20 protein-coding genes are annotated in these 15,301 nt (G+C 72.1%); 9 read left to right on the top strand and 11 right to left on the bottom strand.

Going from position 1 to position 15,301, the window contains the following annotated elements; genetic code table 11:
* Positions 1-153: 153 nt before the first annotated feature.
* From ACE1OC_RS02230 to ACE1OC_RS02210, 5 genes are all read left to right on the top strand, one after another.
* Complete coding sequence (locus ACE1OC_RS02230; RefSeq protein WP_407835527.1) at positions 154-432, top strand: hypothetical protein; 279 nt, start codon at positions 154-156, stop codon at positions 430-432.
* Positions 433-511: 79 nt separating this feature from the next.
* Positions 512-841, top strand: a complete 330-nt coding sequence (locus ACE1OC_RS02225; protein WP_407835526.1) for a hypothetical protein — start codon at positions 512-514, stop codon at positions 839-841.
* Positions 842-945: 104 nt separating this feature from the next.
* Positions 946-2,307 (top strand): FAD-dependent oxidoreductase, encoded by a 1,362-nt coding sequence (locus ACE1OC_RS02220; protein WP_407835525.1) that lies wholly within the window; start codon positions 946-948, stop codon positions 2,305-2,307.
* A 256-nt stretch (positions 2,308-2,563) separates the two neighbouring features.
* Positions 2,564-3,241: a molybdopterin-dependent oxidoreductase gene (locus ACE1OC_RS02215; RefSeq protein WP_407841461.1), complete on the top strand. Its 678-nt coding sequence runs from the start codon at positions 2,564-2,566 to the stop codon at positions 3,239-3,241.
* Complete coding sequence (locus tag ACE1OC_RS02210; RefSeq protein ID WP_407835524.1) at positions 3,225-3,938, top strand: cytochrome b/b6 domain-containing protein; 714 nt, start codon at positions 3,225-3,227, stop codon at positions 3,936-3,938. The genes ACE1OC_RS02215 and ACE1OC_RS02210 overlap by 17 nt, the downstream gene beginning before the upstream one ends.
* Here the strand turns inward: ACE1OC_RS02210 and ACE1OC_RS02205 are convergent.
* A complete protein-coding gene (locus tag ACE1OC_RS02205) occupies positions 3,901-4,374 on the bottom strand; it encodes a MarR family winged helix-turn-helix transcriptional regulator (protein ID WP_407835523.1) in 474 nt (157 codons plus the stop codon). The two genes, ACE1OC_RS02210 and ACE1OC_RS02205, sit on opposite strands and share 38 nt — an antisense overlap.
* Positions 4,375-4,502: 128 nt before the next feature.
* Here ACE1OC_RS02205 and ACE1OC_RS02200 point away from each other — a divergent pair, with 128 nt between their 5' ends.
* A complete protein-coding gene (locus tag ACE1OC_RS02200; RefSeq protein ID WP_250741571.1) occupies positions 4,503-4,913 on the top strand; it encodes an organic hydroperoxide resistance protein in 411 nt (136 codons plus the stop codon).
* Positions 4,914-4,972: 59 nt separating this feature from the next.
* Here ACE1OC_RS02200 and alc read toward each other — a convergent pair whose 3' ends face one another.
* The gene (alc, locus tag ACE1OC_RS02195) at positions 4,973-6,097 is read right to left on the bottom strand and encodes an allantoicase (RefSeq protein WP_407835522.1); all 1,125 of its coding nucleotides are present in this window, start codon (positions 6,095-6,097) and stop codon (positions 4,973-4,975) included.
* Positions 6,098-6,441: 344 nt separating this feature from the next.
* On the bottom strand, positions 6,442-6,741 hold the full coding sequence (locus ACE1OC_RS02190; protein WP_407835521.1) for a hypothetical protein: 300 nt from the start codon (positions 6,739-6,741) through the stop codon (positions 6,442-6,444).
* 12 nt (positions 6,742-6,753) lie between these two features.
* Between ACE1OC_RS02190 and ACE1OC_RS02185 the strand changes: the two genes are divergently transcribed.
* Positions 6,754-7,362 carry a hypothetical protein gene (locus ACE1OC_RS02185; protein ID WP_407835520.1) on the top strand — a complete coding sequence of 203 codons (609 nt, stop codon included), beginning with the start codon at positions 6,754-6,756 and terminating at the stop codon, positions 7,360-7,362.
* A gap of 90 nt (positions 7,363-7,452) precedes the next feature.
* Here ACE1OC_RS02185 and ACE1OC_RS02180 read toward each other — a convergent pair whose 3' ends face one another.
* Positions 7,453-8,217, bottom strand: a complete 765-nt coding sequence (locus tag ACE1OC_RS02180) for a dienelactone hydrolase family protein (RefSeq protein WP_407835519.1) — start codon at positions 8,215-8,217, stop codon at positions 7,453-7,455.
* A 115-nt stretch (positions 8,218-8,332) separates the two neighbouring features.
* On the opposite strand from ACE1OC_RS02180, the gene ACE1OC_RS02175 reads away from it, so the two are divergent.
* Complete coding sequence (locus ACE1OC_RS02175) at positions 8,333-9,526, top strand: cytochrome P450 family protein (RefSeq protein WP_407835518.1); 1,194 nt, start codon at positions 8,333-8,335, stop codon at positions 9,524-9,526.
* 26 nt (positions 9,527-9,552) lie between these two features.
* Here the strand turns inward: ACE1OC_RS02175 and ACE1OC_RS02170 are convergent, their stop codons facing one another.
* Entirely contained in the window at positions 9,553-10,311 is a 759-nt protein-coding gene (locus ACE1OC_RS02170) for a 2-phosphosulfolactate phosphatase (RefSeq protein WP_407835517.1), read from the bottom strand.
* 45 nt (positions 10,312-10,356) lie between these two features.
* Complete coding sequence (locus ACE1OC_RS02165; protein WP_407835516.1) at positions 10,357-10,959, bottom strand: YdeI/OmpD-associated family protein; 603 nt, start codon at positions 10,957-10,959, stop codon at positions 10,357-10,359.
* Positions 10,960-11,078: 119 nt separating this feature from the next.
* Between ACE1OC_RS02165 and ACE1OC_RS02160 the strand changes: the two genes are divergently transcribed.
* Positions 11,079-11,429, top strand: coding sequence for a hypothetical protein (locus tag ACE1OC_RS02160; RefSeq protein WP_243332017.1), 351 nt, complete (start codon positions 11,079-11,081; stop codon positions 11,427-11,429).
* Between the two features lie 42 nt (positions 11,430-11,471).
* Here the strand turns inward: ACE1OC_RS02160 and ACE1OC_RS02155 are convergent, their stop codons facing one another.
* From ACE1OC_RS02155 to ACE1OC_RS02135, 5 genes are all read right to left on the bottom strand, one after another.
* A complete protein-coding gene (locus ACE1OC_RS02155) occupies positions 11,472-11,657 on the bottom strand; it encodes a DUF6381 family protein (RefSeq protein WP_284717145.1) in 186 nt (61 codons plus the stop codon).
* A 99-nt stretch (positions 11,658-11,756) separates the two neighbouring features.
* Positions 11,757-12,095: an HPP family protein gene (locus ACE1OC_RS02150; RefSeq protein WP_407835515.1), complete on the bottom strand. Its 339-nt coding sequence runs from the start codon at positions 12,093-12,095 to the stop codon at positions 11,757-11,759.
* Between the two features lie 61 nt (positions 12,096-12,156).
* A complete protein-coding gene (locus ACE1OC_RS02145) occupies positions 12,157-12,897 on the bottom strand; it encodes an NPP1 family protein (protein ID WP_407841460.1) in 741 nt (246 codons plus the stop codon).
* 176 nt (positions 12,898-13,073) lie between these two features.
* Positions 13,074-14,288 carry a serine hydrolase domain-containing protein gene (locus ACE1OC_RS02140; RefSeq protein WP_407841459.1) on the bottom strand — a complete coding sequence of 405 codons (1,215 nt, stop codon included), beginning with the start codon at positions 14,286-14,288 and terminating at the stop codon, positions 13,074-13,076.
* A 150-nt stretch (positions 14,289-14,438) separates the two neighbouring features.
* Positions 14,439-15,287 carry a C40 family peptidase gene (locus ACE1OC_RS02135; protein ID WP_407835514.1) on the bottom strand — a complete coding sequence of 283 codons (849 nt, stop codon included), beginning with the start codon at positions 15,285-15,287 and terminating at the stop codon, positions 14,439-14,441.
* Positions 15,288-15,301 lie beyond the last annotated feature (14 nt).

Below are 15,301 nucleotides of genomic sequence, written 5' to 3'. Positions count from 1 at the left end.
CCACGCCCCCGGACCTGCGGGAACGGCTGCCCGGGAGGCAACCGCACCCCGCGCGGAGCCCTCTATACGGGCAGAAGGGGGAGATGACATGACGACGACGACTGCGGTATCCCGGACCGGACGGACGGCCTTCGCCGCGCTGGCCGTACTCCTGTGCGCCGGACTCGCGGCCTGCGGCACCGCACCGACGAGGACACGTTCGTCTCCGCGGACGGCATCGGCGAGGTCCGCGTCCGCAAGGTGCGCGGGAAGGGCCTCGCGGAGGTGACCTTCAGCACCCGAGCGGTGTGCAAGGGCCGCGGCGACGACGCCCGCAGGGTGGTACGGGTCTTCGCGGCCTGGCGGCACGAGGTGTACGGGGGTACGGATGCGGGCACGGTCACGGTTCGTACGCGGGAGGAGTTCCCCGTGACCGTCACCGAGACCTGGTGACCGGGACCGGATCCCCTCCGCACGCCCGCCCGCAACGATCCCCGCGATCCCCGGAACAGGAAGCAGAGGCAGAACCGCCGTGACCGACGACGCCGCCAACGAACCGCACGTCCCCTCCGACGCGGAGCGCGCGGCCCGCGCCCGGGTGCGGGAGCAGGCCACCGGCCTGACCCGCCACGAGACCGAGGAGGCGCTCGAAGCCGCCGAGGCCGCCGCCGTGGAGACCGCGGGTGACCTGGAGAGCGCCGACGCCGCCACCCGCGCCGCCGTCGCGGAATGGCGGCGCATCACGGAGCTGCTCTTCGACCACGGTGGTCCGTACTCTCCCGATATAGACGCTTTCCTCCAGGGGCAGCTCACGGCCCGCGAGGCCCACGCCGACCCCAACCAGGACTTGGGGAAGTCATAAGGTTGAGTTATAGGGGCATAACCAGGGGGTGGGTGCCGGGTTAGGCTGCCCTTAGCTTAGGGTTCTTCTTGATCGAGTATCCGTCGTTCGAAGGGAACCCAGCCATGCCTCGCCCCCTGCGGGTAGCAATCGTCGGTGCCGGCCCCGCCGGCATCTACGCCGCCGACGCCCTGCTGAAGTCCGAGGCGGCCACCGAGCCGGGTGTGTCCATCGACATCTTCGAACGGATGCCGGCCCCCTTCGGTCTGATCCGCTACGGCGTCGCTCCCGACCACCCCCGCATCAAGGGCATCATCACCGCCCTGCACCAGGTGCTCGACAAGCCGCAGGTCCGCCTCTTCGGCAACGTCGACTACCCGAACGACATCAGCCTCGACGAGCTGCGCTCCTTCTACGACGCCGTGATCTTCTCCACCGGCGCCACCGCGGACCGCGCGCTCACCATCCCCGGTGTCGACCTCGACGGCTCCTACGGCGCCGCCGACTTCGTCTCCTGGTACGACGGCCACCCCGACGTGCCGCGCACCTGGCCGCTGGAGGCCGAGAAGGTCGCCGTCCTCGGCGTCGGCAACGTCGCCCTCGACGTGGCCCGGATCCTCGCCAAGACCGCCGACGAGCTGCTGTCGACCGAGATCCCGGCGAACGTCTACGACGGCCTCAAGGCCAACAAGGCCCTCGAGGTCCACGTCTTCGGCCGTCGCGGCCCCGCGCAGGCCAAGTTCAGCCCGATGGAGCTGCGCGAGCTCGACCACTCGCCGAACATCGAGGTCATCGTCAACCCCGAGGACATCGAGTACGACGAGGGCTCGATCGCCGAGCGCCGCAAGAACAAGCAGACCGACATGGTCGCCAAGACCCTGGAGAACTGGGCGATCCGCGACATAGGCGAGCGCCCGCACAAGCTCTTCCTGCACTTCTTCGAGTCGCCCACCGAGGTCCTCGGCGAGGACGGCAAGGTCGTGGGCCTGCGCACCGAGCGCACCGAGCTCGACGGCACCGGCAACGTCAAGGGCACCGGCACGTTCACCGACTGGGACGTCCAGTCCGTCTACCGCGCCGTCGGCTACCTCTCCGACGAGCTGCCCAAGCTGCCCTGGGACGTCGACTCCGGCACGGTTCCGGACGAGGCGGGCCGCGTCATCGAGGCCGGCGCACACCTGGCGTCCACGTACGTCACCGGCTGGATCCGCCGCGGGCCCATCGGCCTGATCGGTCACACCAAGGGCGACGCGAACGAGACGGTCGCCAGCCTGCTCGCCGACCACGCGGCCGGCAACCTGCTGACGCCGGCCGCTCCCGAGCCGGAGGCGGTCGAGACCTTCCTCGCGCAGAAGGAGGTCCGCTTCACGACGTGGGAGGGCTGGCACAAGCTCGACGCCGCGGAGAAGGCGCTGGGCGAGCCCCAGGGCCGCGAGCGCGTGAAGCTCGTCGAGCGCGAGGACATGCTCAAGGCGAGCGGGGCGTAGTCAGTCCCCGTGGTCCGGCCGGTCCCGCCGCGTGCGGGACCGGCCGGACGGCCGTACGGGCGCGTGCGCGCAAGTCGGTGCGTGCGTGCGTGCGTCTTACGGAAGTCTGACGGGCGGGCGCGGACCCTGGCCGCCGGGGTGCCGCGGGTGGTCGAATCGCCACGTGAGCACAGACCAGCAACCAGGCCCGGACCCCGACCTCGTTCCCGACCCCGACCCCGACCCCGACGGCCGCGGTGTCCCCGTGGGGCGCCGGATGGTCCTCGGCATGGTGGGGCTCGGCGCCCTCGGTCTGGCCCTCGCGCCGAAGCTCCAGTCGGGGTTCGACGCCGTGCTGGGCGCGGCCGCGAGCAAGGACCCCACCGGGCTGACCGGACTGCTGCCGGGCGGCGGCGGGTTCCGGTACTACTCGGTCGCCTCCTCGGTCCCCGAACGCGGCCCGGCCGACTACCGGCTGACCATCGACGGCCTGGTCGAGCGCCCGGCCACGTACACCCTCGACGCACTGCGTGCCCTGCCGCAGACCCGGATCGTCCGCGACGTCCAGTGCGTGACGGGCTGGCGGGTCCCCGCGACCCCCTTCGAGGGCGTCCCGCTCTTCCGGTTGCTGGACGCGGCCGGGGTGCGCCCCGAGGCCCGCGCGATCCGGTTCACCTGCTTCGACGGCACCTATACCGAGAGCCTCACGCTCCCGCAGGCCCGCCGCGAGGACGTCATGGTCGCCCTGAACATGCAGGACAAGCCGCTCAGCCACGCGCACGGCGGCCCGGCCCGCCTCTACGCGGCCCCCATGTACTTCTACAAGTCGGCGAAATGGCTGTCGGGGATCACGCTCACCCCGGAGGTCCGGCCCGGCTACTGGGAGGAACTCGGCTACGACGTCGACGCCTGGGTCGGCAAGTCGAACGGACGCGACGATGCCCCGACCGTCTGAACCCCCGTCTGAACCCCCGGCCGAGCACCCCGCCCGCGTGGGCCGGTTCGGCCCCGCCGTACGGCTGGTCCACCTGGCCACCGCCGCCCTGACGGGCGTGTGCCTGGCCAGCGCGGCCTGCCTCTACCTGCCGCCCCTCGCCGAACTCGTCGGCCGCCGCCACCTCGTGGTCACCGTCCACGAGTGGTCCGGACTGCTGATCCCGGCCCCCGTCCTGCTGGGGCTCGGCTCCCGGGCCTTCCGCGGGGACCTGGGCCGGCTGAACCGCTTCGGCCCGCACGACCGCACCTGGCTGCGCTCCGCCCTGCGCCGCGACCACCGGCCGGGCGCGCGCCCGGCGGGCAAGTTCAACGCCGGGCAGAAGCTCTACGCGAGCTGGAGCGCCGGGGCCGCCCTCGTGATGCTCGGCACCGGTCTGCTGATGTGGTTCACCGACCTGGCCCCGCTGCCCTGGCGGACCGGGGCCACCTTCGTCCACGACTGGCTGGCCCTCGCGATGACCGTGGCCGTCGTGGGCCACGTCATGATGGCCGTCGGCGATCCGGAGGCCCGGCGCGGCATGCGCACGGGCTCGGTGGCCGCCGACTGGGCCCGGCGCGAGCACCCGCTGTGGCGCCCGCGGGGATCCTCCGCCGCACGGGCCGTACGCCGTACTCCGGCTACTCCGGCGGAACCGCCGCGTCGAGGGCGGCGGTGAGCCGCCGCAGGCGGTCCTGAAGGTCCTTGATCTCGGAGAGTTCGAAGCCGGTCGCGGCCGCGATGCGCCGGGGCACCTCGACGGCTCGCGCGCGCAGGGCCGTACCGGCCTCGGTGGGGCGTACGTGCACGGACCGTTCGTCGGCGGCGCTGCGCTCGCGCACGATCAGCCCGGCCGCTTCCAGCCGCTTGAGGAGGGGGGAGAGCGTGCCCGAATCGAGCCGCAGGTGCTGTCCGAGCTGTTTGACCGGCAGTTCCCCGTGCTCCCACAGCACCAGCATCACCAGGTACTGGGGGTAGGTGAGCCCGAGATCCTTCAGGACGACCCGGTAGAGCCCGCCGAAGGCCCGGTTCGCCGCGCCGAGCGCGAAGCAGATCTGGCCGTCGAGGCGCAGGAAGTCCTGGTCGGGGAGGGCGTCGGTCGATTGCTCGGTCATGCGGGCCAGTGTACCCGGGGCGCCCTGTCGGCAACTAAATTGTGCACAACTGAATTGTGTGCCATATTGATGGAGCGAGGTCACCGGTCGGCGGCCCCGCCTCCGCCCCCTTGAGAGGAACCCCCGAGATGGACGCGATCTACACCGCTGTCGCCACCGCCAACGGCCGCGAAGGCCGCGCCGTCAGCTCCGACGGCCAGATCGACCTGGCGCTGGCCATGCCGCCGGCCCTCGGTGGCAGCGGCCTGGGCACCAACCCCGAGCAGCTCTTCGCTGCCGGGTACGCCGCCTGCTTCGCCAGCGCCCTCGGGCTGGTCGGCCGCCAGGCCAAGGTCGACACCAGCGAGATCTCGGTGACCTCAGAGGTCTCCATCGGCAAGGACGGCGCGGGCTTCGGGCTGGCCGTCGTCCTGCGCGTGGAACTCCCCGAGGCGCTGATGGGCGAGACCGGCACCCTGCTGGTCAAGCAGGCGCACGAGGTCTGCCCCTACTCCCGGGCCACCCGCGGCAACATCCCCGTGGAGCTCGTGGTCGAGTAGTCCCGTTCTTCAGGGCGGCGGCCCCGGCGGTATGCCGGGGCCGCCGCCCTTTCCTGCGGTCAGGGTGTCGCCGTCCCCGCCGCCCGCGCCGCGCGGGCGGTGAGGGCGGCGGCTCCGGCGTCCGTGAGGCGGCCGTGCAGCCGCAGGCGGGCGAAACCGCCGTCCGGGTAGACGTCGATCCGGGCGTGCGTGGCCAGGACCGGTGCGGCGAGCGGCAGCCGGTGCGGGCTGTCGGGTTCCAGCCGGGTGCGCGGGAGGACCTGCGTCCACGCGCCGTCCACGCCGTCCTTGACGGACAGCGACACCCAGCCGGCCGCGTTCCCCTTCAAGTTCGCTGTGTCCACCTCCACCGCACGGATCTCGCACTGTCCGGCCAGCCGGTACGCGATCCAGTCGTTCCCCTTGTCGCGGCGCCGGCGCGTCTCCCAGCCGTCGTCCTGCTTCTGCGACAGCCCCGGCATGATCGTGTTCCCGGGGGAGGAGTAGAAGCCGTCCGAGGCCTCCTCCACGACCCCGCCGTTGACCACGCAGGCCACGTCCACCGTGCCGAGCAGGGCCAGCCATTCGGGGTCGGGCAGCACCTCGCCGTGGACCCGCAGGCGCGCGATGCCCCCGTCGGGGTGCTGGTTGATCCGCAGGTGCGTCCAGCGGCGCCCGGACCCGACCGCGAACCCGTTCGCGGCGTGGCCGCGCACCGGAGTGCGAGGGACGATCTCCTCCCAGGCGTCCGCCCGTTCGAGGAGTTCGGTGGCCGAGGGCGTCCCCTCGAAGGCGGCGGCCCACACGCTGATCTGCTGCGGGTGGTTGCCCCGGAAGTGCGCGGTGTCGACGACGATCCCGCGGATGATGCCGGGGGAGCCGAGGCGGATCAGCGCCCAGTCGTGATCGGAGTCCGTCGGGAACGGCTCGTCCGCGCCCGCCCCGCGCCGCCGCCGGGTCTCCCAACCATCCATCACCTTCCCCTTGTTGCCGTAGTCGTGCACGTCGAAGACGGCCGGAGCGCGCAGCAGGAGGTTCTCCCGCTCGGCGAAGAACTCGTCGTTGGCGGCGACGACCCCCGCGCCGAGCCGCCGGTCGGCGAGGTCGGTCAGGTGGGAGAAGTCGAAGGTGCCGCCCCGGTAGTCGGCGTACGGGTCGCCCGACACGTAGGGCGCGGCGGCGAAGTCGGTGGTCGAGAGCTGCATGCGCGGAAGCCTGCTTTCCGTTGGGGAGAAAGGGAGTTGGGGCTTGGGGATGCCTCGACTCTCACCCACCGGGATTGCTCAGGTCCATCGATTGTTTTCGATCGTTCCTTTCAGGAGGGCTGAAAGGTGCAGGCGGGTGGGTCGGTCTGGCCAAGTCCCCAATCTGCTAGGTGAGACAGCTCGTTCTCGCTGTAGATGCGCATCAAAAGGGCTATTGCAGTCCGCATGCGCGACTCTGGATGAGGGAGAGAATCGCATGCCAAAGACAGTTCTGCGGCCCGCGCCGTCGCGGGAAAGTCACTGGTCATCGGCACCCTCCTGGCCCTTCTGGTGCCGGGATCGGCCTACGCCAACACTGTCGGCGTGACGGTGAAGACTCCGGGGGTCACCTCCGGACCCGCGGCGACCTTCGCCGAGATCTCCACCCACGCGGACTGCTCCTCGGGGCTCATATCCGGTGGCGGGATCAACCAGGCCATCGGCAACGGGACGTCGTCCAACGGCAACAAGGTGAACGGCACCTCGCCCAGCCCCGACGGCACCACCGAGTACATCGGGTCCACGGGTGTCGTCGGTACCGACGTGACGCACTGGCTCGGCATCGGCGGCAGCGGGGGCGCGGTCAACGCCTCGTTCTCCAGCACCCCTTACGCCGTGTGCTTCACCAGCAACCTGATCAACCACACCCAGGTGGACAGGCCCGCTTCACCACGAGCCCCCTGCGCCCCGGCACCCACCGGATCAGCGCCTCGTACGCCCCGGACGCCGACCACACGGGCAGCTCCACCGGTGAACCGACCGACGTCACCGTCGGATTCAGCCGGCCCTGCATCACGACCGACCACCGCGGACCGCTGACCGTGGCGGCCGGGGAATCGCTCTGCATCGCCTCCGGCGGAAGCCGGAACGGGTCGCTCACCGTCCGGCCCGGCGGCGCGCTGTCCGTAGCGGACGGCAGCGTCACCGGTCCGTTCTCCGCCGACGGGGCGCTCGCCGTGTCCCTCTGCGGATCCACGCTGACCGGCCCGGTCGGCGTGCGGACCACCAGCGGTTCCGTGGTGATCGGCTCCGCCGCCGATGCGGGGGCGGACCCCGTCTGCGCCGGCAACGTGATCAACGGTCCGGTCACCCTGGAAGCCAACACCGGAGGCGTCGAGTTCACGGACGGCCGGATCACCGGACCGCTGCGCTGCGAGGCCAACGAACCGGCACCGCGCGTCACCGGAACCACCGTCGCCGGACCCCGGTCCGGCCAGTGCGGGTGACCGGAGCCCCGTGGCTCCGTAGCAATGCGGCCCCGTAGCCCCGTAGCAACGTAGCACCGCGGGCCCGGCAGCACGCCGGGCCCGCGGTGCTCAGAACGCCCGGTCGAGCAGCGCGAACAGCGCGGACCAGTGCCGTTCGTCCGAGGCCGCGTGGTAGGAACTCGTGTCGGCCAGGGTGTAGCCGTGTGCCGCGCCCTCGTACACCTCGGCCCGGTGGCGGACGCCCGCCGCCGAGAGGGCCTTGTCCAGCCGGTCGATCTCCTCGGCCGGCAGCGTCGGGTCCTGGTCCGCGTGGCCGAAGTACAGCTCGGCGGTGACCCGGTGCGCCACCAGGTGCGGGCTGTCCGCCGCGTCCGTGGCCAGGAACCCGCCGTGGAAACCGGCAGCGGCCGCCACCCGTTCCGGGTACGTCCCCGCCGTGAGCAGGGCCAGCCGGGCACCCAGGCAGTACCCCGTGATCGCCACCGGCCCGGCGGCGACCTCCGGGAGGCCCGCGAGCCGCTCCAGATAGGCCTCGGCGTCGCGCATCGCCAGCTCGGCGGTCAGCGACTCGAGGACCGGCCCGACCCGGTCGAAGAGCTCCGGCTGCCGCTCGAAGTCCACGAACTCCGGAAGTTCGAACACCGGGGCGCGCCCGTGGCGGTAGAAGAGGTTGGGCATCAGAACGACGTAGCCGGCCGCCGCGATCCGGTCCGCCACCGACTTGATGTGCGGACGGATCCCGAGGGCGTTCACGTACAGCAGCACCCCGGGGTACGGCCCTTCGCCGTCGGGTCGGGCCAGGTAGGCATCGGCGGTGCCGTCCCGAGTGACGACCTCAACCGTCGTCCGGACTACCTCGCTTGCGGTGGTCATGGCCGTCCCCCTCTTTCGTATGGCGAAGGCCGCAGACTACCGTGATCGGGGTCTTGCCCCGGAGTGTCCGGAAACCGCCCTCACCCGGCTCCAACAGGGGGCGTACCGTGGTCCGATGCCAGTAGTGGACATCAGTGCCAGCGCGGAAGAGTTCGATGCCGACCCGTATGCGTTCTACGAGAGGATGCGTGCGGCGGGGCCCGTCCACCGGATCATCCTCACCGCCGACGAGGTCGAACCGAGCTGGATGATCGTCGGGCACGAGGAAGCGCGCCGCGCGCTCAACCACCCGGCCCTGTCCAAGGACTGGCGTACCGCGGGCAACTTCCCGGAGGCCCAGCTCAGCGCCGTGAACTCCAACATGCTCGAATCCGACCCGCCGCATCACACCCGGCTGCGGCGCCTGGTCTCGCGGGAGTTCACCGCGCGCCGGATGGAGGGCATGCGGGCGCGCGTCCAGGAGATCGCCGACGGGCTGCTCGACGCGATGGCCGCCCGGCCGGAGCGCGGCGGCGACCTGATCGACGCGCTGGCGTTTCCGCTCCCGATGACCGTCATCTGCGAGCTGCTCGGCGTCCCCGACCTGGACCGGGCCAGGTTCCGGTACTGGTCCAACGAGATCGTTTCCCCCACCTCGGCCGAGTCGAACAGCCTCGCGAACCGGGAGATGGGGACCTACCTCGTGCAGCTCATCAGGGACAAGTCCAAGGAGCCCGGCGAGGACCTGCTGAGCGCGCTCATCCGCACCAGCGACGAGGACGGCGATTCCCTGTCCTCCGACGAGGTCATCGGGATGGCCTTCCTGCTGCTCGTCGCGGGCCACGAGACCACCGTCAACCTCATCTCCAACGGCGTACGGGCCCTGCTCGCGCACCCCGAACAGCTGGCAGCTCTGCGCGGCGACTTGGACGGGCTGATCGACGGAGCGGTCGAGGAGATGCTCCGCTACGACGGCCCCGTGCAGCACACCACGTACCGCTACGCCCGCGAACCCCTGGACGTGGGCGGCACCGTCATCCCGGCCGGGGCCACCGTGTTCGTCTCCCTGGCCGGCGCCGACCGCGACCCCACCCGTTTCGCGGACCCCGGGGTGTTCGACATCGGCCGCGCCCCGCAGGGCCACCTGGCCTTCGGCCACGGACTCCACTTCTGCCTCGGCGCCCCGCTGGCGCGCATGGAGGGCCGCATCGCCATCCGCTCCCTGCTCGAACGCTTCCCCGACCTGGCCGAGGACCCGGAAGCCGGCCCGCCGGCCTGGCTGCCGGGCAGCCTGATGCACGGCGTCAGCCGCCTCCCGCTCCGCTGGTAGCCCCGGCGGGCCGGTCCCGGCCGGGGTCAGCGGGCCGCGAACGCGCCGCCCTCAAGCACCGGAACGGTCTCGCACACGTCCATCTCGGTCGCGATGTCCACGTCCCGGGCGAACCCGCCGCTCACGAGCTCCCGGCCGGACGCACTGCAGGCCACCGCGGCGATGACGTCCGGGGTCGCCTCGAAACAGTCGGCCGCGGCGGCCGCTTCGGGCGACAACGGCCCGCGGCGGCACGCCCGCAGCGCCGAGAGGACGGCTCCGGCCCCGAGCAGGTCCTCCAGCCCGGGCCGCAGGCTGCCGTCCGGCCACCGCTCGCCGGAGGCGATGACGGCGACCGGCCGATCGGTGGTCCCGTACCCCCGACGCGCCAGCTCGCGGCCCACGGCCGTCGCGTTGCGCAGACAGCCCGCGACCACCGTCGCCCCGGCGGCAGCGGCCGCGGCGGCGATGGCGGACCCGTTGGGGGAGGGCAGGACCAGGCGCGGGACGAAGGGGGCGTCCCGCAGCGCCGCCGGTGACAGCGACCACGGCGAGGCCGGCGTGGCCGCCCGCCGTCCTACGGCCAGTCGCGCGTCCTTCTCCTCGGCGAACTCCGCCGCGGACTCGTCGCGCCAGGCGTGCGGAAACACCCGCGTCCCGCGCTCCACCGCCACCGTCACCGAGGTCGTGAACGACAACACGTCGACGACCACCAGACAAGCGGCCTCCCCCGCGATCCGCTGCGCGCCCACGGGCCCCCAGTCGAACCGCGCCCCACTGCCGGCCTGCAGAAGCCAATCGTCCATGGTCGGGACCATGCCACGCCCGGCCGCGCCCCGGCACCACCGGGGTCAGCCGGCGGCGCCCCGGGCCAGGAGGCGTACGGCCTGGTCCAGGCGGGCCCGCCTGGACTCCGGCGTGAGGGCCTGGAGGAGGGGCAGGACGACGAGGTAGCGCCCGGTGCGGTCCAGGGCCTCGAAGGCCGCCCGGGCCGTCGGGTTCTCCGCGAGGGCGGCCGTGACGTCCGGCGGCACCTCCGCCGTCCGCTGGGAGGCGTAGGCCCCCGCCCAGCGGCCGTCCTCCTGCGCCTTGCGCACCTCGGCGAGGCCCGGTTCGCGCATCCGGCCCAGGGCCGTCAGCTCCGTCACCTTGTCGACGTTGACCTGCGACCACAGGCTCCGGGGCCTGCGGGGAACGTACTTCTGGAGGTAGTACCGCTCGTCCAGGGACCGGCGCTGACCGGAGATCCAGCCGTAGCACAGGCCGATGTCGACCAGCTCGTCCGAGGAGACCGACGGGATCCCGGACGCCTTCTTCGCCAGCCTGACCCACACGCCCTCGTACCGGGTGTGGTGCCCGGCCAGCCACTCCTCGAAGGCTGCGGCATCGGCGAACGCGATGACCTCCACGCCGTCGAGTTCATCCGGTTCGTTCAGCTCGCCCCGCTCGTCCATGCGGGCCAGATTAGGTGCCCGCACCCCGGAGCGGAGCGGGTGCCCGGCTGCGGGATAATGATCGCCGGTGCGGGCCCGGTTCGTGCCGGACAGCGCAGCGACCCGAGATGGAGCCCCCGATGGACGTACGCCACTTCGAGCGGATCACCGCCTTCATCGAGGCGCGGCTCACCCCGCTCTTCGCCGAGGAGACGGGCAGCGAGAACGGCTTCGGGATGGACGACACCTCCCGCGCCCTGCGCGCCCTGCGCAACGCGGCGCTGGAGGCCTCGGTGGCCAAGGGCCTCATCGAGCAGCGGGAGACGGCCGAGCCGGCGGTCCGCCGGGTCATCGACCAGGCGGTGGAGCACCACTGGGACGTGCTGCGCGGCATCGCCCGCCAGTGGGAGGACCACGCGGACTTCGTCCGCGAGTTCAAGCGCCACGCGTGGGAGCTCGACGAGGCCCCCGCGGCGGCCGTCGCCCCGTAGGCCCGTCCGGTAGGCCCGTAGCCGGGGCCCGGCCCGCCGGGTCTACCGCAGGTCCATCCCCGGGTCGTCGATGACGCGCTCCTGCTCGCTCTGCTCGCGCAGGCGGCGCGCCTTGTCCCGCAGTCGCCGGCTCTCGTCCGGGTCGGTCGAGCGGGTGGCGGCCTCGTCGAGTTCCTGCGCCTTGTCGCGCAGCTGCCGGGACCGGCCGTGGGATTCGCCTGCACTCATGATCACTCCTGGGCGCTGTGGGGGGACGCCGGGCGGCTTTCAGCGAACCAGCAGTACACCGGGAGCGCATCTCGAACCACCGCCGGCGGTGACGTACGGTCACCACCAGTACGCGGGGTACCTCGGAGCCTTGCGGCGCAAGCTGGAGGCCGCGTACCCGGTCAGGACGATCAGGACGGTCGATCCGAACAGCAACGGGACGAACCGGGCCGCCACCGGGGCCTGGAGTACGACCACCACGGCGGTGGCGCAGGCGGGTGAATGCGGGGTGCGCGCGGCCATGACCAGCGCCAGCGTGACACCGGCGGCCACGGCGGCCCCCCCCCAGGCGCCGCTTCCGGCCGCGGCCAGCACGCCGTAGCCGACGGCCGCCCCGACCATGTGGCCGATGATCACCCCGCGGGGCTGTGCGAGCGGCAGCGTGAGCGCGCTGTGCACGAGGGCGGAACCATTCCCGCGACGACCCTATCCGGGCCCCTCCGGGCGCCCCCCTAGGGGGTCACGCGTTGGGGTCGAAGGGGATCCCGGCCGGCTTGGCCTTGGCCAGGTGGCCGTTGAACTGGCCGTCCTTGATGCCGAGCAGGGCGCTGCCGAAGTCGGCCTGGCTCAGCTTGTCGCGCAGCCCGGCGGGGTAGCCGTTCCAGCCGACCAGCGTGGGGTACTGCCAGGTCCCCTTGTGGTTCTCCGGCGGCTCGTCGTTGGAGTTCGCGGCACGGAAGCAGTGCGTGCTGATGCCGTCCTTGTGGTAGACGATCTTCGGATGGGTGCCGTCGAAGCGGATCTGCGAGGCGGCGTGGACCTTGAAGTTCCCGTGCTCCGAAGTGGAGACGTAGGCGACCTGGTTGTCTTGGATCCACACCACGACGTGCTCCCAGTCGTGCCGGTGCCCGGCGCTGCCGGGGCCGAGCGAGACCTGGTCCTTCTCGAAGTAGAGGGCGTACATGACGGCGCACCAGCCGTTGTTGCACTTCGCACGGGAGTAGCCGTTGGTGTTGTTCAGGTCGGAGAGGTCACGGCACTGGCCGTTGACGTCGCCGCCCATCTTCAGGCCCCCGTTGATGGTGCCGTCCGGACCGATGGCGGGGCTGGAGTAGCAGCCGTCGCGGTCGTAGTCGTAGGCCGGCTGGAAGGTCTGTTCCAGCCCGTCCGCGTTGGCGGGCAGGGCCGGGGGCGGAGCCGCGTGCGCGACCCCGGGGACCGCGAGGACCAGCGCCGCGGCCCCCGCCGTGGCGGCGAGCATCCTGCGGGCCCGCCGGCCCGGCCCCCTGCGGGAACGCTTCACGGGCGGTGCGTCGGCCATCGTGTCCTCCTCATCGGTCACACGGACAACGCCCGTGCGGGAATGCGGAGTTCAGCTTTCCCGGCTCCCGCTCCCACGCCAAGGGGTGGGAGCGGGCCCGTGTCCGGGAATCGACGTCAGCGGTTCTCGGGGAGGTCCGCCTCCGCCGCGGCCGGGGCGAACGCGAAACCGCGCGCGGTGGCCTTCGCGGCGACCGGTGCCTTACCGCAGAAGGCGGCCTCCAGCGTGCCGCCGAGGGCGGTGTTGGCCTGGCCCCGGTTGGAGGTGTTCGCCATGGCGGAGAGGGAGCGCTTGCCGTCCCGGGTGGTGAACGCGTAGGTGTAGAAGCCCTGCACGGTGCCCGTGTGCCCGTAGACCTGCGCACCGCACGAGAGGTCGTACCGGCGCAGGCCCAGCCCGTAGAACCGGGTGTTCGTGGTGTCGGTCGGGGTCACGGTGAGCATGGCGTCCAGCGTGCCCGGGCGCAGCAGCTTCCCGCCGAGCAGGGAGGACATGAAGGTGCTGAGGTCGGCCGCGCTGGAGATCATCGCGCCCGCGGACTGCGCCCAGGAGACGGTCTGTTCGGTGGAGTCGACCAGCGGGGCGCCGGCCTCGTCCGGGTGCAGGTAGCCGTTGGCGTGCAGACCCTTGATGGTCGTGCCGGGGTGCACGTAGGAGGTGTGCTTCAGCTTGAGGGGCTTGATGATGCGCCGCTCGTACTCCTTGGCCACCGGCTTCCCGGTGGCCTTCTCGATCAGCATCCCCACCACGACGAAGTTGGTGTTCGAGTACTTGTACGCCACCCCGGGCTCGGTGGTCCTCGGCTCGGCGAGCGAGAGGCCGACGAGCTCCTTGTACGTGAACACCTTGTTCCGGACCGCCTCGAAGCCGGGCACGGTGTGCTCGAACATCGCGTTCGTGTAGTCCGCCAGACCGCTCCGGTGGGTGAGCAGGTGGCGCACCGTGATCCGGTCGTCGGGCAGCAGGCCCGGGAGGTACGCGTTGACCGGCCGGTCGAGCTCGATCTTCCCCTCGTCCACCAGCTGGAGGAGGACGACCGAGGAGAACGTCTTGGTGACGCTGCCGATCCGGAACCGGGCCCGCGTGTCCATCGCCGCGCCCGTCTCCCGGTCCCGTACGCCCTCCACCCGGGTCCGGACCCCGTCCGGACCGGTGAAGCGGGCCATCGCCCCGGGGGCTCCGGCCGCCGTCGTGTTGCGCAACGCCTGCGTCAGCGCCTCCAGATCGGGCGCGGCGGTCGGCTGGACGGGAGCCTGCGCGGCGGAGCCGGGCACGGTCGCCGCGTGGGCGGCGGTGGCGGGCAGCGTACCGCCGGCCACGACGGCGAGCAGGGCGGCGCCGACGGCCAGGCGCCGCGAGCGGGAGAAGGGCGACAGGGTTGACGGGGACGACGGGGACGTGGACGTGCGCACGTTGCTCCTCGGATGGGCCGGGCCGGCCGGCGTGGGGGGTTTGCGGTTCGTTTCCGACCTTACGGATGATCAACGACAGGTAGGCACGTTTTCCAGCCAAGCCGCCCCGCGGACGTAAATGTTCGTCATCCATGCCTGATAGTCCGGAAGGTACGACCAGGCGTCATTGGTGTATCCGTCCGAGGTCACCGACTCCGCGTGCTTCTGGCACGCGACGCGGACGGTCGTCGGCCCGGGGAAGGCATAGACGCGCGCGGACGCCGTGGCGGGCTGCTCCTTGGTCCAGACGCCGGAGCCCCAGGTCTGGAACACGTGCCCGGTGACCGGGCCGGTGTCCACCCGCACCGCTCCGTAATAGCCGTTCGACAGCCGCGCGTCGGTGACCTCACTGACCATCAGCTTGGTGCCCGATTGCCGGGCCTCCGCCATCTTGCCCGCCCCGAGGTAGAGGGCGATGTGGTGCAGGTCGCGGGAGGTTCCCCACACCAGCAGGTCGCCGGGGAGCAGCGGCGCGAGCCCCTGGGCGGCGGTGAAGCGCGTGGCCGCGCGGTGCGTGTAGTACTGCGCACTGGCCACCCCGTCGAGCAGGTCCGAGCCGGCTGCCTGCGCGTAGGCGTAGCGGACGAACCCCGAGCAGTCGAAGCCGAGCCGTTCGGGATCGTGCTCGCTCGCCGGATCGGTGGGGTCCACCTGCCCGTACGTGGCACCGGGCCCCGGGCCGTGACCACCGCCCCAGGTGTACCAGACCCCCTTTCCCACCTGTTCGCAGGCGGCGGCGACGGCGCGCTCGGCCGCCGCCGAGGCCCCGGGGGCCAGCACCCGGCAGCCGTCGTCGGCGGCCGCCGGGCCGGCCGGGGTACAGAGGAGCACGGCCAGGAGCGCGAGGAGCGTTCCGATGAGACCTGTTCGGCGCAGCACGGTGGGAGACCTCG

The organism is Streptomyces stoeckheimensis (genome assembly GCF_045822005.1).
Lineage (GTDB): Bacteria > Actinomycetota > Actinomycetes > Streptomycetales > Streptomycetaceae > Streptomyces > Streptomyces stoeckheimensis.
This window is presented reverse-complemented; position numbering and strand designations above follow the sequence as displayed.

Coding starts and splice junctions, on each gene's coding strand:
- ACE1OC_RS02180 (WP_407835519.1), bottom strand. CDS start 8,217: ATGACCACCGCAAGCGAGGTAGTCCGGACGACGGTTGAGGTCGTCACT.
- ACE1OC_RS02220 (WP_407835525.1), top strand. CDS start 946: ATGCCTCGCCCCCTGCGGGTAGCAATCGTCGGTGCCGGCCCCGCCGGC.
- ACE1OC_RS02175 (WP_407835518.1), top strand. CDS start 8,333: ATGCCAGTAGTGGACATCAGTGCCAGCGCGGAAGAGTTCGATGCCGAC.
- ACE1OC_RS02160 (WP_243332017.1), top strand. CDS start 11,079: ATGGACGTACGCCACTTCGAGCGGATCACCGCCTTCATCGAGGCGCGG.
- ACE1OC_RS02170 (WP_407835517.1), bottom strand. CDS start 10,311: ATGGACGATTGGCTTCTGCAGGCCGGCAGTGGGGCGCGGTTCGACTGG.
- ACE1OC_RS02215 (WP_407841461.1), top strand. CDS start 2,564: ATGGTCCTCGGCATGGTGGGGCTCGGCGCCCTCGGTCTGGCCCTCGCG.
- ACE1OC_RS02155 (WP_284717145.1), bottom strand. CDS start 11,657: ATGAGTGCAGGCGAATCCCACGGCCGGTCCCGGCAGCTGCGCGACAAG.
- ACE1OC_RS02200 (WP_250741571.1), top strand. CDS start 4,503: ATGGACGCGATCTACACCGCTGTCGCCACCGCCAACGGCCGCGAAGGC.
- ACE1OC_RS02210 (WP_407835524.1), top strand. CDS start 3,225: ATGCCCCGACCGTCTGAACCCCCGTCTGAACCCCCGGCCGAGCACCCC.
- ACE1OC_RS02165 (WP_407835516.1), bottom strand. CDS start 10,959: ATGGACGAGCGGGGCGAGCTGAACGAACCGGATGAACTCGACGGCGTG.
- alc (WP_407835522.1), bottom strand. CDS start 6,097: ATGCAGCTCTCGACCACCGACTTCGCCGCCGCGCCCTACGTGTCGGGC.
- ACE1OC_RS02145 (WP_407841460.1), bottom strand. CDS start 12,897: ATGCTCGCCGCCACGGCGGGGGCCGCGGCGCTGGTCCTCGCGGTCCCC.
- ACE1OC_RS02205 (WP_407835523.1), bottom strand. CDS start 4,374: ATGACCGAGCAATCGACCGACGCCCTCCCCGACCAGGACTTCCTGCGC.